A 13,623-nucleotide genomic window follows, 5' to 3' on the forward strand; every position below is an offset into this window, starting at 1 on the left:
TAGGTCTAAGTTGTTCTAAAATTAACGGTCCTTAGGCCGTTAATGCATTAATCATATTTGAGTGAGTAAGCATGAGTCACATAGTCAAAAACAGAGTACAGAAAAAGATAGGTTCTGAGCTATTGATCAATGTGACGCCTACCGAGGCGCGGGTGGCGCTGGTGGAATATGGCATCTTGCAAGAGGTGCATATCGAGCGCCGCATGAAGCGTGGTCTGGTGGGCAACATCTACAAGGGCAAGGTCAGCCGGGTATTGCCTGGCATGCAGGCCGCCTTTGTGGATATAGGTCTGGACAAGGCCGCCTTCCTCCATGCCTCAGATATCGTACCCCATACCGAGTGTGTGGCCGACGTCGAGAAGGGCAACTTCGTGGTACGCGACATCGCCGAGCTGGTGCGCCAGGGTCAGGACATCATGGTACAGGTGGTAAAAGATCCCCTGGGCACCAAGGGCGCGCGCCTCACCACAGATATCACCTTACCCTCGCGTTATCTGGTCTTCATGCCGGGCTCCAGCCATGTGGGCGTGTCGCAGCGCATCGAGTCCGAAGAGGTACGTGCCCGTCTCAAGGGACTGACCGAGCCCTTCGTCGACGAAGATGGTGGTTTCATCATTCGCACCGCCGCCGAGAATGCCGGTGAGCAGGAGCTGATCCAAGACGCGGCTTTCCTACGCCGGGTCTGGGCCAAGGTGTGCGAGCGTCGCAAGCGTCCGGGCGTCTCTCTGCTCTACCAAGATCTCGCCCTGCCAGTGCGTATCGTGCGTGATTTCGTCGGCACAGAGTTGGATCAGATCCAGGTGGATTCGGGCCAGACCTACGAGGAGCTGCTGCAGTTTACCCAGGAGTTTATGCCCGAGATCGCCGACAAGATAGAACACTATTCCGGCCGGGTGCCCATCTTCGATCTCTATGATGTGGAGAACGAGGTGCAGCGCGCCTTGGGGCGCAAGGTCGAGCTCAAGTCAGGCGGTTATCTGATCATAGATCAGACCGAGGCCATGACGACTGTGGATATCAACACAGGGGCCTTCGTCGGCCATCGCAACCTGGAAGAGACTATATTCAACACCAACCTGGAGGCGACCCACGCCATCGCTCGCCAATTGCGCCTGCGCAATCTGGGGGGGATCATCATTATCGATTTCATCGACATGTTGAACGAAGATCATAAGAAGCGTGTACTCAGCACCCTGGAGGCGGCGCTGGCCAACGACAGGGTGAAGACCAACGTCAGCGGCTTCTCGGGGCTCGGCCTGGTGGAGATGACCCGTAAGCGTACCCGCGAGAGCCTGGAGCATGTGCTGTGCGGCGAGTGTCCGGCCTGTTTCGGCACAGGTAGCCTGAAGACGGTCGAGACAGTTTCTTACGAGATCTTCCGCGAGATCATCCGCCTCAATCGTGGCTATGATGCCGACGAGTTTCTGGTTTATTGTGCCCCGACTGTCTACAACAGCCTCACCGGCGAGGAGAGCCATCTGGTGGCAGAACTCGGCGCCTATATCGGCAAGCATGTTCGCCTGCAAAACGAGCCCATGTACGCGCAAAACAAATTCGATGTGGTGATAATGTAGTGTCACGCCCATTCTGTCCCCGCACCTTCGGCCGCCTATGCTGGCAGATGATCGCCATCATAGTGGTGCTTTTTGCCTTGAGCGTCAGCCTGTTCAGAGGCCTGCTGCCTAAGCTGGATCAGGTCCGTCAGGAGCTGGTGAGCTATATCTATGAGCAGTATCAGGTCAAGGTCGAGGTCAGCGAACTCACCGCCGAGTGGCAGGCGTTTGGCCCTGCGGTGACCATCAAGAATCTGGTCTTGCCGGTGCAGGAAAACCTGCCGGTCACCTTCATCATAGACAATGTCCACCTCAAGCTGGATTTCTGGGACAGCCTGGTCTCGGCGTCGCCCCAGATAGAGAATGTGATCTTCGAGGGGGTCAAGATCGCCCTGGATCTCGACCGTATCAGTCAAGCCGGTAACGGTCAGCAAAGCAGCGATGCGCCAGTGGCAGAGCAGAATACCGATTGGCTCTACGCCCTGATGCTGGAACAGTTCGACCGCTTCGCCATCACAGATGTGACCATGCAGCTGATCAGCAGCACTCACAAATACCGACCTATCCATATCAGGGATCTGCGCTGGCGCAACCTGGCCGGTCGCCACAGAGCCGAGGGCGCGCTGTTCCTCGACGAGCAGGCCTCTGAGGTCGAGCGTCTCTCTCTCGCCGTCGATATTCGTGGCGATGGCCATAACCCAGAGTCCTTGACAGGTCAGCTCTATCTGGCGGCCAACTCGCTGGATCTCGGTGAGTGGGCATCACGCCAGGAAAATCCTTATGCCTCGGGTAAGAAGCTGCCACTCGAGGGGGTGGTGAACCTGCAGGCCTGGGCCGAGTTCTCTAACCGCGCCTTTACCGCGGCGACAGTCGCCTTCGAGCCGAGCTGGCTACAGTGGCAGCTCAAGGGCGAGCAGCAAAAATTTGAGATTAAGGCTGGCCAGCTAAACTGGCAGCCGCAGGTCTCGGGCTGGCAACTGACCAGCTCAGACCTAGCCTTCGTCACCAATGGTCAGGCCTGGCCGGCGCTGCATATCGGCGCGCGCAAGCGTGACGATCGGCTGATGGCCAGTATCAATCAACTGGATGCCGAGGTCTTGTTGCCTCTGTTGCCCCTGGTACCCGGCATGGATCTCGATGGCCTCTACCTGTGGCAGTCGATGGATCCCAAGGGCAGCATAGAGCAGCTCAAGTTAGGTTACGGTGAGCAGCAGGGCTTTGCCCTGTCGGCGCAGCTTAAGCAGTTTGCCTGGCAAGGCAGCGGCGCCATCCCAGGGGCTGAGCCGATAGACCTTATGCTCGGCATGCAGGGCAGCGACCTCTATCTGTCTGCGCCCGCGCAGCAGTATCACTTGGATTTTAATGGCGGCTTCGAGGAGGCATTGTCCCTCGCGGGTGACGCCTTCACGGTGAAATATGCCCTGGGCGAGGCGGAGCTGATCGCCCCTAAGCTGCATTTCTATAATGCCGACCTGGATCTCGACGCGGCCATGAAGCTGGACTTTGCCGGTGAGGCCAGCCTCAACCTGCTGGCCGATGTGCAGGTGAAGAACGCCGCCAGGGCCAAGTACTATTTCCCTAAGCATGCCATGTCCGAATCTCTGGTCGATTACCTCAGCGGCGCCATTAAGGCGGGGCAGAGCCAGGACGCCAAGGTGGTGTGGAACGGCCCGCTGAAGCATTTCCCCTATGACGATAACAGCGGTGTGTTCCAGGCTGGTTTTTCTTTGAATCAGGCCCGCTACAGGTTCCAGCCCGATTGGCCCGAGGTGACCGAGCTGAGCCTAAATGCCCTGTTTGAGAACGCGGCCATGGATATCTGGGTGAACAAGGGGATGTTGATGCAGGTGCCGGCCGACGGCGCCCATGTTGCCATCCCGCGCATGAGCCATCAGACGCTACTGACGGTGAAGGCGGATCTGCGCACCCAGGGCGAGGCCGCCAAACAGGTGCTACAACGCTCACCTCTGGCCGATACGGTCGGGGCCACGCTAGAGGTGGTGCAGGTGCAGGGTGAGGTTTCGGGCAAGCTGGATCTCAGCATCCCCCTCTATCATGGTGGCAAAGAGGCGATACTGGGACAGGTGAAGTTCGACAATACCCCTGTCTATATCAGCGAGCCGGGGGTACAGCTAGATGGCGTGACCGGCGAGGTCTACTTTGCCAACGAGGTGGTCACAGGTGAGAAGATACAGGCGCGTCTGTTCGAGCAACCCGTGAGTTTCACCTTCGACACAGGCAAGACCAACAAGCACTATGGCCTGAACTTAGATATGCAGGGCCAGTGGGCGCTGGCCTCGCTGCCGGCGATGTTGGACAACCCCCTCAAGGATTACTACAGCGGCGAGCTGGATTGGCAGGGCGCCATGACGCTGATCTTCGATGAGTTGGGGTATCGTATTCAGGCCCAGGTGAAGAGTGACATGCAGGGCGTCGAACTGAGCCTGCCGGGTAAGTTTGCCAAGACGGCCGACAGCCCGCGAGCCCTCTCCTTCGAGCTGATCGGTGATAACAAGCAGGCCTCGTTAGGGGCCAAGCTTGGGGATCAGATGGAGTTCTGGGGCGGTTTCGATGAGGAGTCGGGCGACCATCTGGCGCACTTCGATCTGCTGCTGGGACGCCTGTTTAAGCCGGGTGACCAACTCAAGCGTCAGGCCGGTCATCTGCAGCTGGATATGCCTGCCACCGAATTCGCCCCTTGGCTGCCAATCATCAAGGGATTCATGGGCGACGCGGCGCTGGAATCCTCACTGGACCTGGCCATGCGGGAAGCATTAGCAGAGCAGGCGCCTGAATCGCCGCTGGTGCAGGCAGAAACCGAGCCTAAAAAGAGCAGCTTCTTCCCGCCGCTGATCGCGGTCGATGGTCAGGTACGCCAGTTGAACCTCTATGGGCAGCCGCTGACTGAGCTGAACCTTGAGGCGCATCCCACAGAACATGGCTGGCGCTTCGAGGGCAACGCCAACGAATTTAGCGGCCGGGTGGACTTCTATCCAGACTGGTCGACCCAGGGCTTAAAGCTGGTGGCGAGCCGATTTAACTTTGCGCCTGAGAGCAAGGAGGGCGAAGCCTCTGAGGTTGCCAGCGATGAGGTGCTCAGCATACTGCCGCCGTTGGCGGTGGATGTGGATCAGTTCAGCGTCTATGGTAAGCCGCTGGGACACCTGGTGTTGCAGGCAACGCCCAAGAATGGCGACTATCAGATCCAGACCATCGCCATCACCACCCCGGGTATCACCCTCAAGGGTAAGGGCGCCTGGTCCAACAGTGAAGGGCAGAACCTGACCGAGTTTCAGGTGGATCTCAAGGCCAAGCAGTTCGATGAGGTCTCGGAGCGCCTGGGCATAGACCCAGGCCTCAAGGAGGCGCCGCTGGATCTGCAGGCCGAGCTGTCATGGCAGGGGGCGCCCTATGCCTTCTCGCTGGAGACCCTCAACGGTCAGATCAGTTACAAGCTGGGCAAGGGTCACCTGTCTGAGGTGAGTGACAAGGGCGCGCGTATCTTCTCTTTGTTCAGCCTGGATTCCTTGCTGCGTAAGCTGTCGCTGGACTTCTCCGATGTCTTCGGCAAGGGACTCTACTTTAACGCCTTTACCGGCACCCTTAAGCTGGATAACGGCGTGGTGAAGACCACGGACTCCGAGATGGATGCGGTGGCCGGTAACATGAGGGTGCGGGGTTATACCGACCTCACTACCGAGAGCCTCAACTACGACATACGCTTCGTGCCGCAACTGGCCTCAAGCGTGCCCACTGTGGTGCTGCTCAGTACCGGCGGTTGGACCCTGGGCCTGGGCGCCTTCGCCCTGACCAAAGTGTTGGAGCCGGTGATCGAGGTGATCTCTGAGATCCGCTTCAGGCTGACGGGCACCATGTCTGAGCCTAAACTGGAGGAGCTGGAGCGTAAGAGCAAGGAGATAGAGATCCCCGAGTCTGTCTTGCCGCGTCAACGAGCGCCTGGCGCAGAAGCTAAGCCAGAGAGCGTGCTGCCAGAAAGCAAACAGCCAGCGCAATTAAAACAAGAGCAGCAAGAACAGAATCCAGTGAAGCAGCCGGTGTTAGACGCTAAGCCAGAAGGAGCTTCGGCGGATCAGCAGGTGATGCCATCGGGCGTTGAGATCCCTAAGCCGGCGGTCGTCGCCATGCCCGAGTTTAAGGAGATGCCCACAGGGCAGCAGGCGCCAGTGGAGCAAAAAACTGAGACGCCGCAACAGCAAGAGTCACAGGAAAAGCCAGTGAGCAAGGAGTCAAGCGATGCAGGTCAGCCTATTACAATGTCAGAGTGGTCGCGACGTCGAGGAGAACCTCAGCTTTATTCGCGAGCAGCTTGATGCCCTAGCCGGTGGTGAGCGCCCCCATCTGGTGGTGCTGCCAGAGTGTTGTCTGCTGTTTGGTGGCCATGAGCGTCAGCAGTTGGCCTACGCCGGGGACGATGCCGGCAGCGAACTCAAGCAGACCCTGGCCGCGCTGGCGAAACAATATGGTATCTATCTGGTGGCGGGAACCATTCCTATCCTGGCCGATGAGGGGCGGGTGTTTAGCCGCAGCTATTTGTTTGACGATAGCGGAGAGACCCTAGGCCACTACGACAAGCTGCACTTGTTCGACGTGGATGTGGACGACGGCACTAAGTCCTACCGGGAGAGTGACACCTTTTGCCCCGGTGAGGGGGTAACCGTCGTCGATACGCCTTTCGGTAAGGTCGGGATGGCGATATGCTATGACCTTAGGTTTGCCGATCTATTTCGCGCCATGCGCCTGCAGGGGGCGGAGATCATCGTCTTGCCGGCGGCCTTTACCAGGGTGACCGGGCGGACGCACTGGCTGCCCCTGCTGCAGGCGAGGGCAATTGAGACCCAATGTTTCCTGTTGGCAGCAGCCCAGTGGGGCGAGCACAACCAGGGTAAACGTGAGACCTGGGGACACTCCTGCGTCATCTCCCCCTGGGGAGAAGTGCAGGCGATTAAGCCAGAAGGCTGTGGCTGGTTGTCGGCAGAGATAGACCTTAAGGCTATAGAGGGGATACGTCGTAACATCCCAGTGGTCGCTCACAATCGTTTTGAGCCACCCAAATTAAAGAGATAATAAAATCGCGCCTTCATGCAGGCGCCAAAGAGAGAAAATTAATGCCATTTTTAACCCAAGTAGAACAGAGCCTCTTGCAAGACGGATTGTCGCTGGATCAGTTGCAAGGCTATATCAATAGCATTCATCAGCATCAGGTGGACTTTTCCGATCTCTATTTTCAGGGCAGTCGCCACGAGTCTTGGGTGTTAGAAGATGGCATAGTCAAGGAAGGCAGCTTTCATATCGAGCGCGGTGTGGGCGTGCGTGCCATCAGCGGCGAGAAGACGGGCTTCGCCTATGCCGACGAGATCACCCCAGCGGCGCTGAGCGCGGCGGTCGAGGCGGCACGCGGCATCTCTGCGGCGGGCAATAGCGGCCGTGTCCAGGCATGGAAGCAGCACAAGGTGACGCCTCTGTATCAGAGCGCCGACCCTATCGCGGCCATGGAAGAGGTGAAGAAGATAGCGCTGCTCAAACAGGCCGATGCCTACGTGCGCAGCCTGGACCCGCGCATCATACAGGTGGTGATCAGCCTGTCGGGCGTGCATGAAGAGATCTTAGTCGCGGCCAGCGACGGCACCCTGGCGGCAGATATTCGTCCCCTGGTACGTTTCAACTGTAGCGTGGTGCTGGAGCAGGAAGGCAAGCGTGAGCGTGGCGCCAGCGGTGGCGGTGGACGCCATGATTATCAAGTGTTTTTCGAGTCGGGCGACGATGGTCTGCCTAGCTGTTTCGCCTTTGCCCGCGAAGCCGTGCGTCAGGCCTCGGTCAATCTGACCGCCATAGATGCACCTGCCGGTGAGATGCCTGTGGTACTGGGCGCGGGTTGGCCCGGTGTCCTGCTGCATGAGGCAGTGGGTCATGGCCTGGAAGGCGACTTCAATCGTAAGGGTAGCAGCGCCTTTAGCGGCTTGGTGGGCCAACAGGTGGCTTCTAGCCTGGTGACCGTGGTGGACGATGGCACCCTGGAGAATCGACGCGGCTCGCTCAGCATAGACGATGAAGGGGTTCCTACTCAGAAGACTGTGCTTATCCAAGACGGCATCCTCAAGGGCTATATGCAAGACAAGCTCAACGGCCGCCTGATGGGCCAGGCCTCAACCGGTAATGGTCGCCGCGAGTCTTATGCCCATCTGCCTATGCCGCGCATGACCAACACCTATATGGAAGCCGGCGACAGCTCGCCTGAAGATATCATCAAGTCGGTGGACAAGGGGATCTATGCGCCTAACTTCGGCGGCGGTCAGGTCGATATCACCTCGGGCAAGTTTGTGTTCTCGGCGTCTGAAGCCTATCTCATCGAGAAGGGCGAGATCACCCAGGCGATCAAGGGTGCGACTCTAATTGGTAATGGTCCCGAGGCCATGGGGCAGCTCTCCATGGTGGGTAACGATCTGGCGCTCGATAAGGGTGTCGGTGTCTGTGGCAAAGATGGTCAAAGTGTGCCCGTGGGCGTGGGCCAGCCTAGCCTGAAACTCGACCGCTTGACGGTAGGTGGCACGGCGTAATTCAGCCGTCGTCCTCGCCTCTGGCAGAGCCGTCAGAGGTGAATACCGCTCTACAGGAGTGGTTGTAAGAGAGTCTTTAGGGAAGGCTGTCGACAGCTTGTGAAGGGGCTTGCCAACAAGGCTTGCTTCTCAACGCCCCCATAGGGTGTTAACATTTGCCAAGGAAATAGAGTTTTAGCTCTAGAGGTGTCGATGAGATATTCACATATTGTTTGGCTGTCGCTGTTAGCTCTGGCGGGTAATGCCGCCCAGGCAAAGGAGCTCGCCTTCGGCGATGCCTGGCAGCAGCTGTTGCAGGTCAGCGACAAGTTGCAGGCCAGCCAGCAGGAGGTTAACCGTGCCCAGGCCGAAAAGGCCGCCGGGGAGGACCTCAACCTGCCTTCGCTGTCGATCAACGGCAGCTACACACGTTTAGAGAAACCCCTTGAGCTGGACCTGAGGGATCTCAACCCCTTAGCCAGTCTCGACCCCGCTACCTTGCCGCCGGCACTCGGCGGTGCCCTGGGCGCCATTCCGGGGTCGCTGTTTATCACCCCTTTTACCGAGCAGGATGTCTTCCGCTCCAGCCTGCAGGCGATGTGGCCCATCTATACCGGTGGCCGTATCAGCGCCGCCCAGGGGATCCATGAGGCCCAGGTGGCCGAGAAGGAGCAGCAGCATCAGCTGTCTACCCGGGATCTCTTCGTCCAGCTGGTGGACAGATACTATGGCGTGGCCGTGAGCCACGCCCTGATGGCGACCCGTGGTCAGCTGGTGGATGCTCTGACTGAGCACGCAGAGCATGCGGTTAAACTTGAGCAGCAGGGACAGATCGCCAAGGTGGAGCGTCTCAACGCCCAGGTGGCCCTGGAAAATGCCCGGGTGGATTATGCCAGCGCCAAGCGTCAGCTGGAGATGAGCCAGATAGCCCTGTCGCGCATGCTGCATCAGAGCGATGTCGATACCGCCTCTAAGCTGTTTCTGCTCGATAACCCGCCCTCCCTCGGCCTGCTCAGTCAGCTGACCCTGACTAGTCATCCGGCGCTTAAGCTGCTTGAGGCCAAGGAGACCCAGGCCAACGGCCTTATCGATGTGGAGAAGGGCAGTTATTACCCTAGCGTCTTTCTCTACGGTAACTACACACTATATGAAGACGACAGTCTGCTGGCCAAGATGGAGCCGGACTGGATGGTCGGCGTTGGGGTGAAGATCCCGCTTATCAGCCGCGACGGTCGTAGCGGCAAGGTCGAGGCCGCCCGCAGCGCCCTGTTGCAGGCGCGCTACACCAAGGCACAGACCCAGCAGGATCTCAGCCTGCTGCTGGATCAGAGTTATCGCCAACTGCAGCAGGCCAGGGAGGAGACTGAGTCCCTCGACCTGTCGCTGTCGCTTGCCAAAGAAAACAAACGCCTAAGGGATCTCGCCTTCAGCCAGGGGCTGTCGACCTCTATCGAGAAGGTGGACGCCGAGCTTAAGCTGAGCGGCGTGCAGACCCAGCAGCTGGCGGCCCAGTACCGCTATGTACAGGCCTACGCCAGATTGATGGCCATCAGTGGCCAGTTAGATGAATTTATCGGTCGTTCACGCACCGCCCAGGAGAGAGCTGATGCGCACTAACAGAATCCTAGCCATTGTCGCCCTAATCGCCTTGGTGGCCATCCTGGCCTACGGCTTGATGCTGGCTCATACGCCCAAGGCCGAGCGACTGCAGGGGCAGATAGAGGCCAGAGAGTACAACATCTCCTCCAAGGTCCCAGGGCGCGTGGCGCAGGTCATGGTGCGTCGCGGCGACCAGGTGGCCGAAGGCGATCTCCTGTTTGCCATCGACAGCCCTGAGCTCAATGCCAAGCTGATGCAGGCTCAAGGGGGCCGCGATGCCGCCAAGGCGTTGCAACAGGAGGCGGATAACGGCGCACGTAAGCAGCAGGTGGCGGCTTCTAAGGAGCAATGGCTAAAGGCGAAGGCGGCGGCTACCCTGGCCGAGACCACCTACAAGCGGGTAGAAGCCCTGTTTAGCGAAGGCGTACTAGCCCGTCAGAAACGCGACGAGGCCTTTACCCAGTGGCAGGCGGCCAAGTACACCCAGCAGGCGGCCTATGCCATGTATCAGATGGCCGAAGAGGGCGCCCGTGAAGAGACCAAGGCCGCGGCCGAAGGCAATGCCCGCATGGCCGAGGGGGCGGTGAAAGAGGTCAGCGCCATTTTGGCTGACAGCCAGATGCGCTCGCCCAAGTCCGGCGAGGTTAGCGAGGTACTGCTGCACCCGGGCGAGCTGGCGCCAAGCGGCTTTCCTGTGGTGAGTGTTATCGACATGCAGGATGCCTGGGCCGTGTTTCAGGTGCGTGAAGATCAGCTTAAGGGCTTTAAGGTGGGCGATACCCTGGAGGTGGAGATCCCGGCGCTCGGCGAGCGTTACCCTTTCAAGGTGGCGCACATCAGCGTCATGGGCCATTTCGCCACCTGGCGCTCCACCGAGAGTGGCCACGACTTCGATATGCGCACCTTCGAGATGGAGCTAAGACCCGTAACCCCCATCGCCGACCTGAGGGTGGGTATGACCAGCCTGTTGGTGCAATAGGCCTTGGCGTCCATGGGGCAACTCATCACGCGGGAGCTCAGGCGGCTGTGGCAGTCGCCCTGGCAGCTCGCCCTGGTCAGCTATCTGCCATTGCTGGGTACGCTCGCCCTGTGGTGGCTGTTTAGCGCCGGGCTGCCTCGCGCCCTGCCTGTGGCCGTGGTGGATCAGGATCAGAGCCAGCTGAGCCGCATGCTGGTGCGTCAGTTGAGTGCCAACTCGGTGATCAGCCCAGTGAGCTATCAGGATATCGGCCAGGCACAGGCCGCCATGGAGAGGGCCGAGGCCTATGCCATGGTGGTGCTCCCCTTCAAGTTGAATCAGGACCTGATGATAGGGCATCAGCCCAGCATCGATATCCGTTACAACGCCCAGTTTCTGCTGGTGGGCAAGCTGCTCTCCAGCCAGATCCAGCTCAGCCTGGCCGATGGCCTCAAACAGAAGGCGAGGCTGAAGCAGCTGGCATCTGGCGTGCCGCCTGTGCAGGCGGAGATTAACCTGAATCTGATAAAGACCCAGAGCAGCGCACTCTATAACGCCAACAACAACTATGTGGCCTTCCTGGTGCCGCCGATATTGATCGCCCTGGTGCAGATAGTGGCCATGCTGGTGTTTGCCAATGCCCTTACCGAGGAGCTGAGGCGCGAGACCCTGGCCGAGTGGTTTAGCCTAGGCACCTACCGGGTGCTGCTGAGTAAGGTCTTGGTCTATACCCCACTGCTGATGTTGCAGCTGGGGCTTGTCTACGCCTGGCTCTATGGCTATCTGGGATTGCCGATGCGCGGCGGCCTGGGTCAGCTGCTCATCGCACAGCTGGTGATGCTCCTGGCTGTGTGGCTTATTGTGTTGACCATCTTCGCCCTGCTGCAAGATTCGGCCCGGGTGATCAGCTTTTGCACCGCCTTGTTCGCGCCCTCCTTCGCCTTCATGGGGGTGACTTTCCCCACCCACGAGATGCCGCTTCTGGCGCAGTGGTGGCGACAGATCATGCCCTCGAGCCACTATGTCAATACCCATATCGGCGTCATCGCCTATGGTCAGGAGACTCAGGCATTAGTCTCCCAGCTGTCGAGCTACTGGGGCTTCCTGCTGTTGCTGCCGGTGATCGCCTTGATGCTGGCTAAGATGCGCCGGGAACAGACTGGTGAGCAGTTGGACCAGGCGCAGATAGTGGAGGGGCAGGGATGAACCTTTTTGCCCTGATGTTTGAAGAGCTTAAGGCTATCGTTACCGACAAGGCGATCGCCATCACCCTGTTTGGCGGGGTGATCTTCTATTCGGTACTCTATCCCTTGCCTTATCTTAACGAGGTGCCGACCCGGCAGCAGATAGTGGTGGTCGATGGCGATCACTCCAGCCTGAGTCGCCTGGTGATCCGACATGCCCAGGCCAGCCCTAAGCTGGAGGTAGTGGCTCAGGTGGATGACCTGACCCAGGCACAGGCCGCCGTCAACTCAGGGCAGGCCCATGGCTATCTGGTGATCCCCGAGGGGTTTCGCCGGGATCTGCTGCGCCAGCGCGGCGTCACTCTGGCCTATGGCGGCGATGCCAACTATTTTCTGGTCTACTCGGCGATCCTCGAGGGGCTGGTGTCTGTGGGGATCGATGCGGGGAAATATATTCAGTTCCAGGGGCTGCTGGCCAGAGGCGAGGCGGCCAAGCAGGTTCAGCGCGAGCTTGAGCCGATTCATCTCAACAGCGTGCCAGCTTTCAATCCCAGCCTGGGCTATACCTCCTACGTGGTGCCCGGCGTGCTCCTGTTGGTGTTGCATCAGACCCTGCTGATCGGCACCGGCATACTGGGCGCAGGTCAGTGGCGGCGTCAGGGGTATTGGCACAGCGTGGGGCTCGGGCAGCTGCTGAGCGCCAGGGTGGCCACCTTCGGCCTCATCTATAGCCTGTTTACCGCCTACTACATAGGCTACTGCCACTACTGGTATCAGGTGGGCGTGCAGGGCAACCTGGGGCAGGTCTGTCTGTTTCTGCTGCCCTTCTTGCTGGCCACTAGCCTGGCGGGTATCGCCTTTAGCAGCCTGTTTGTGCGCCGGGATCTACCGACCCAGGTGTTACTGCTGATCTCCATGCCTATCCTGTTTGTGTCGGGCTTCGTCTGGCCGGTGGAGCTGATCCCCGCGCCGCTGCAGGCCGTGTCTCAGCTGATCCCCGGGGTGGTGACCATCAAGGGAATGTTACAGCTTAATCAGATGGGGGCGGACTGGCAGAGCGTCGCGCCGCTATGGTGGCAGCTGTGGGGCCTGGTGCTCTTCTATCTGCTGCTGGCCTATCTCGGGCTGCGTCTCAGACTCGAGACAAGAAAAAGCCCGCACTAGCGGCGGGCTGTTTCATCTTTCGTTTAAGGCTGGTGGCTATTCGCCGGTCTCGGCGCGCAAGTACTTCACCAGCTCGGCGGCTGACTTAGAGGCCGTCTCAGGCTGTTTGGCCAGCTCCTTGTTGGCCTGTCTCACCAGCTGGCGTAGCTTCTGGCGCTCGAGGCCGGGATGCTGCTCGAGCAGGGTCTGAATCGCCTCATCACCGCCTGTCAGCAGATGATCTTTCTGCTTCTCGGCGACGTTCTGCTTAGAGCTTTCGTTGCGGTTCTGGTTAAGCACGTTCTTCAGGTTTTCCTGCAGCTCGTCGATATCGACGCTGCGCATCAGTTTACCCACATAGTGCAGCTGGCGGCGGTGAGCCTCGCTGTTGATACGGATAGTCTTGGCCTTCAAAATGTTGTCGTGTAGCAGCTCATCCAGCTCAAGCTTCTTCAGCTGACTCTTGCTGAGGGAGACCAGTTTCTTACCTAGCTCTTGGTAAATGGCAATTTCGCGCTTTATATCGGCTCTGCTGACGTAATCATCGTCATGATCGAAGGGCTGTTTAAAGTGTTCTGAGTCGCCAACAATATTCATCATTAAAAAATCTCTGGGGTCCAAGCCATAACTCC

9 protein-coding genes are annotated in these 13,623 nt (G+C 59.0%); 8 read left to right on the forward strand and 1 reads right to left on the reverse strand.

The window, feature by feature from the left end; all coding sequences use genetic code 11:
* Window positions 1-71: 71 nt before the first annotated feature.
* The 8 genes from rng to SHEW_RS02135 all read left to right on the forward strand — a co-directional run bounded on the left by rng (window position 72) and on the right by SHEW_RS02135 (window position 13,012).
* Window positions 72-1,574: a ribonuclease G gene (gene rng, locus SHEW_RS02100; RefSeq protein ID WP_011864213.1), complete on the forward strand. Its 1,503-nt coding sequence runs from the start codon at window positions 72-74 to the stop codon at window positions 1,572-1,574.
* Complete coding sequence (locus SHEW_RS02105) at window positions 1,574-5,884, forward strand: YhdP family protein (protein WP_011864214.1); 4,311 nt, start codon at window positions 1,574-1,576, stop codon at window positions 5,882-5,884. The genes rng and SHEW_RS02105 overlap by 1 nt, the downstream gene beginning before the upstream one ends.
* Window positions 5,808-6,638 (forward strand): carbon-nitrogen hydrolase family protein, encoded by an 831-nt coding sequence (locus tag SHEW_RS02110; protein ID WP_011864215.1) that lies wholly within the window; start codon window positions 5,808-5,810, stop codon window positions 6,636-6,638. Before SHEW_RS02105 ends, SHEW_RS02110 begins: the two co-directional genes overlap by 77 nt.
* Before the next feature lie 41 nt (window positions 6,639-6,679).
* Complete coding sequence (gene tldD, locus SHEW_RS02115; RefSeq protein ID WP_011864216.1) at window positions 6,680-8,128, forward strand: metalloprotease TldD; 1,449 nt, start codon at window positions 6,680-6,682, stop codon at window positions 8,126-8,128.
* A gap of 192 nt (window positions 8,129-8,320) precedes the next feature.
* Entirely contained in the window at window positions 8,321-9,724 is a 1,404-nt protein-coding gene (locus SHEW_RS02120; RefSeq protein ID WP_011864217.1) for a TolC family protein, read from the forward strand.
* The gene (locus tag SHEW_RS02125) at window positions 9,714-10,685 is read left to right on the forward strand and encodes an HlyD family secretion protein (RefSeq protein ID WP_011864218.1); all 972 of its coding nucleotides are present in this window, start codon (window positions 9,714-9,716) and stop codon (window positions 10,683-10,685) included. Before SHEW_RS02120 ends, SHEW_RS02125 begins: the two co-directional genes overlap by 11 nt.
* A gap of 12 nt (window positions 10,686-10,697) precedes the next feature.
* The gene (locus SHEW_RS02130; protein WP_011864219.1) at window positions 10,698-11,870 is read left to right on the forward strand and encodes an ABC transporter permease; all 1,173 of its coding nucleotides are present in this window, start codon (window positions 10,698-10,700) and stop codon (window positions 11,868-11,870) included.
* A complete protein-coding gene (locus SHEW_RS02135) occupies window positions 11,867-13,012 on the forward strand; it encodes an ABC transporter permease (protein ID WP_011864220.1) in 1,146 nt (381 codons plus the stop codon). The genes SHEW_RS02130 and SHEW_RS02135 overlap by 4 nt, the downstream gene beginning before the upstream one ends.
* A gap of 36 nt (window positions 13,013-13,048) precedes the next feature.
* Here SHEW_RS02135 and yjgA read toward each other — a convergent pair whose 3' ends face one another.
* Complete coding sequence (gene yjgA / locus SHEW_RS02140) at window positions 13,049-13,588, reverse strand: ribosome biogenesis factor YjgA (RefSeq protein WP_041406308.1); 540 nt, start codon at window positions 13,586-13,588, stop codon at window positions 13,049-13,051.
* Window positions 13,589-13,623: the final 35 nt, after the last annotated feature.

The organism is Shewanella loihica PV-4 (assembly GCF_000016065.1).
Lineage (GTDB): Bacteria > Pseudomonadota > Gammaproteobacteria > Enterobacterales > Shewanellaceae > Shewanella > Shewanella loihica.

Excerpts from the sequence above, each read along its gene's own strand:
- rng (WP_011864213.1), top strand. The coding sequence starts at position 72 with ATGAGTCACATAGTCAAAAACAGAGTACAGAAAAAGATAGGTTCTGAG.
- SHEW_RS02110 (WP_011864215.1), top strand. The coding sequence starts at position 5,808 with ATGCAGGTCAGCCTATTACAATGTCAGAGTGGTCGCGACGTCGAGGAG.
- tldD (WP_011864216.1), top strand. The coding sequence starts at position 6,680 with ATGCCATTTTTAACCCAAGTAGAACAGAGCCTCTTGCAAGACGGATTG.
- SHEW_RS02120 (WP_011864217.1), top strand. The coding sequence starts at position 8,321 with ATGAGATATTCACATATTGTTTGGCTGTCGCTGTTAGCTCTGGCGGGT.
- SHEW_RS02125 (WP_011864218.1), top strand. The coding sequence starts at position 9,714 with ATGCGCACTAACAGAATCCTAGCCATTGTCGCCCTAATCGCCTTGGTG.
- SHEW_RS02130 (WP_011864219.1), top strand. The coding sequence starts at position 10,698 with ATGGGGCAACTCATCACGCGGGAGCTCAGGCGGCTGTGGCAGTCGCCC.
- SHEW_RS02135 (WP_011864220.1), top strand. The coding sequence starts at position 11,867 with ATGAACCTTTTTGCCCTGATGTTTGAAGAGCTTAAGGCTATCGTTACC.
- yjgA (WP_041406308.1), bottom strand. The coding sequence starts at position 13,588 with ATGAATATTGTTGGCGACTCAGAACACTTTAAACAGCCCTTCGATCAT.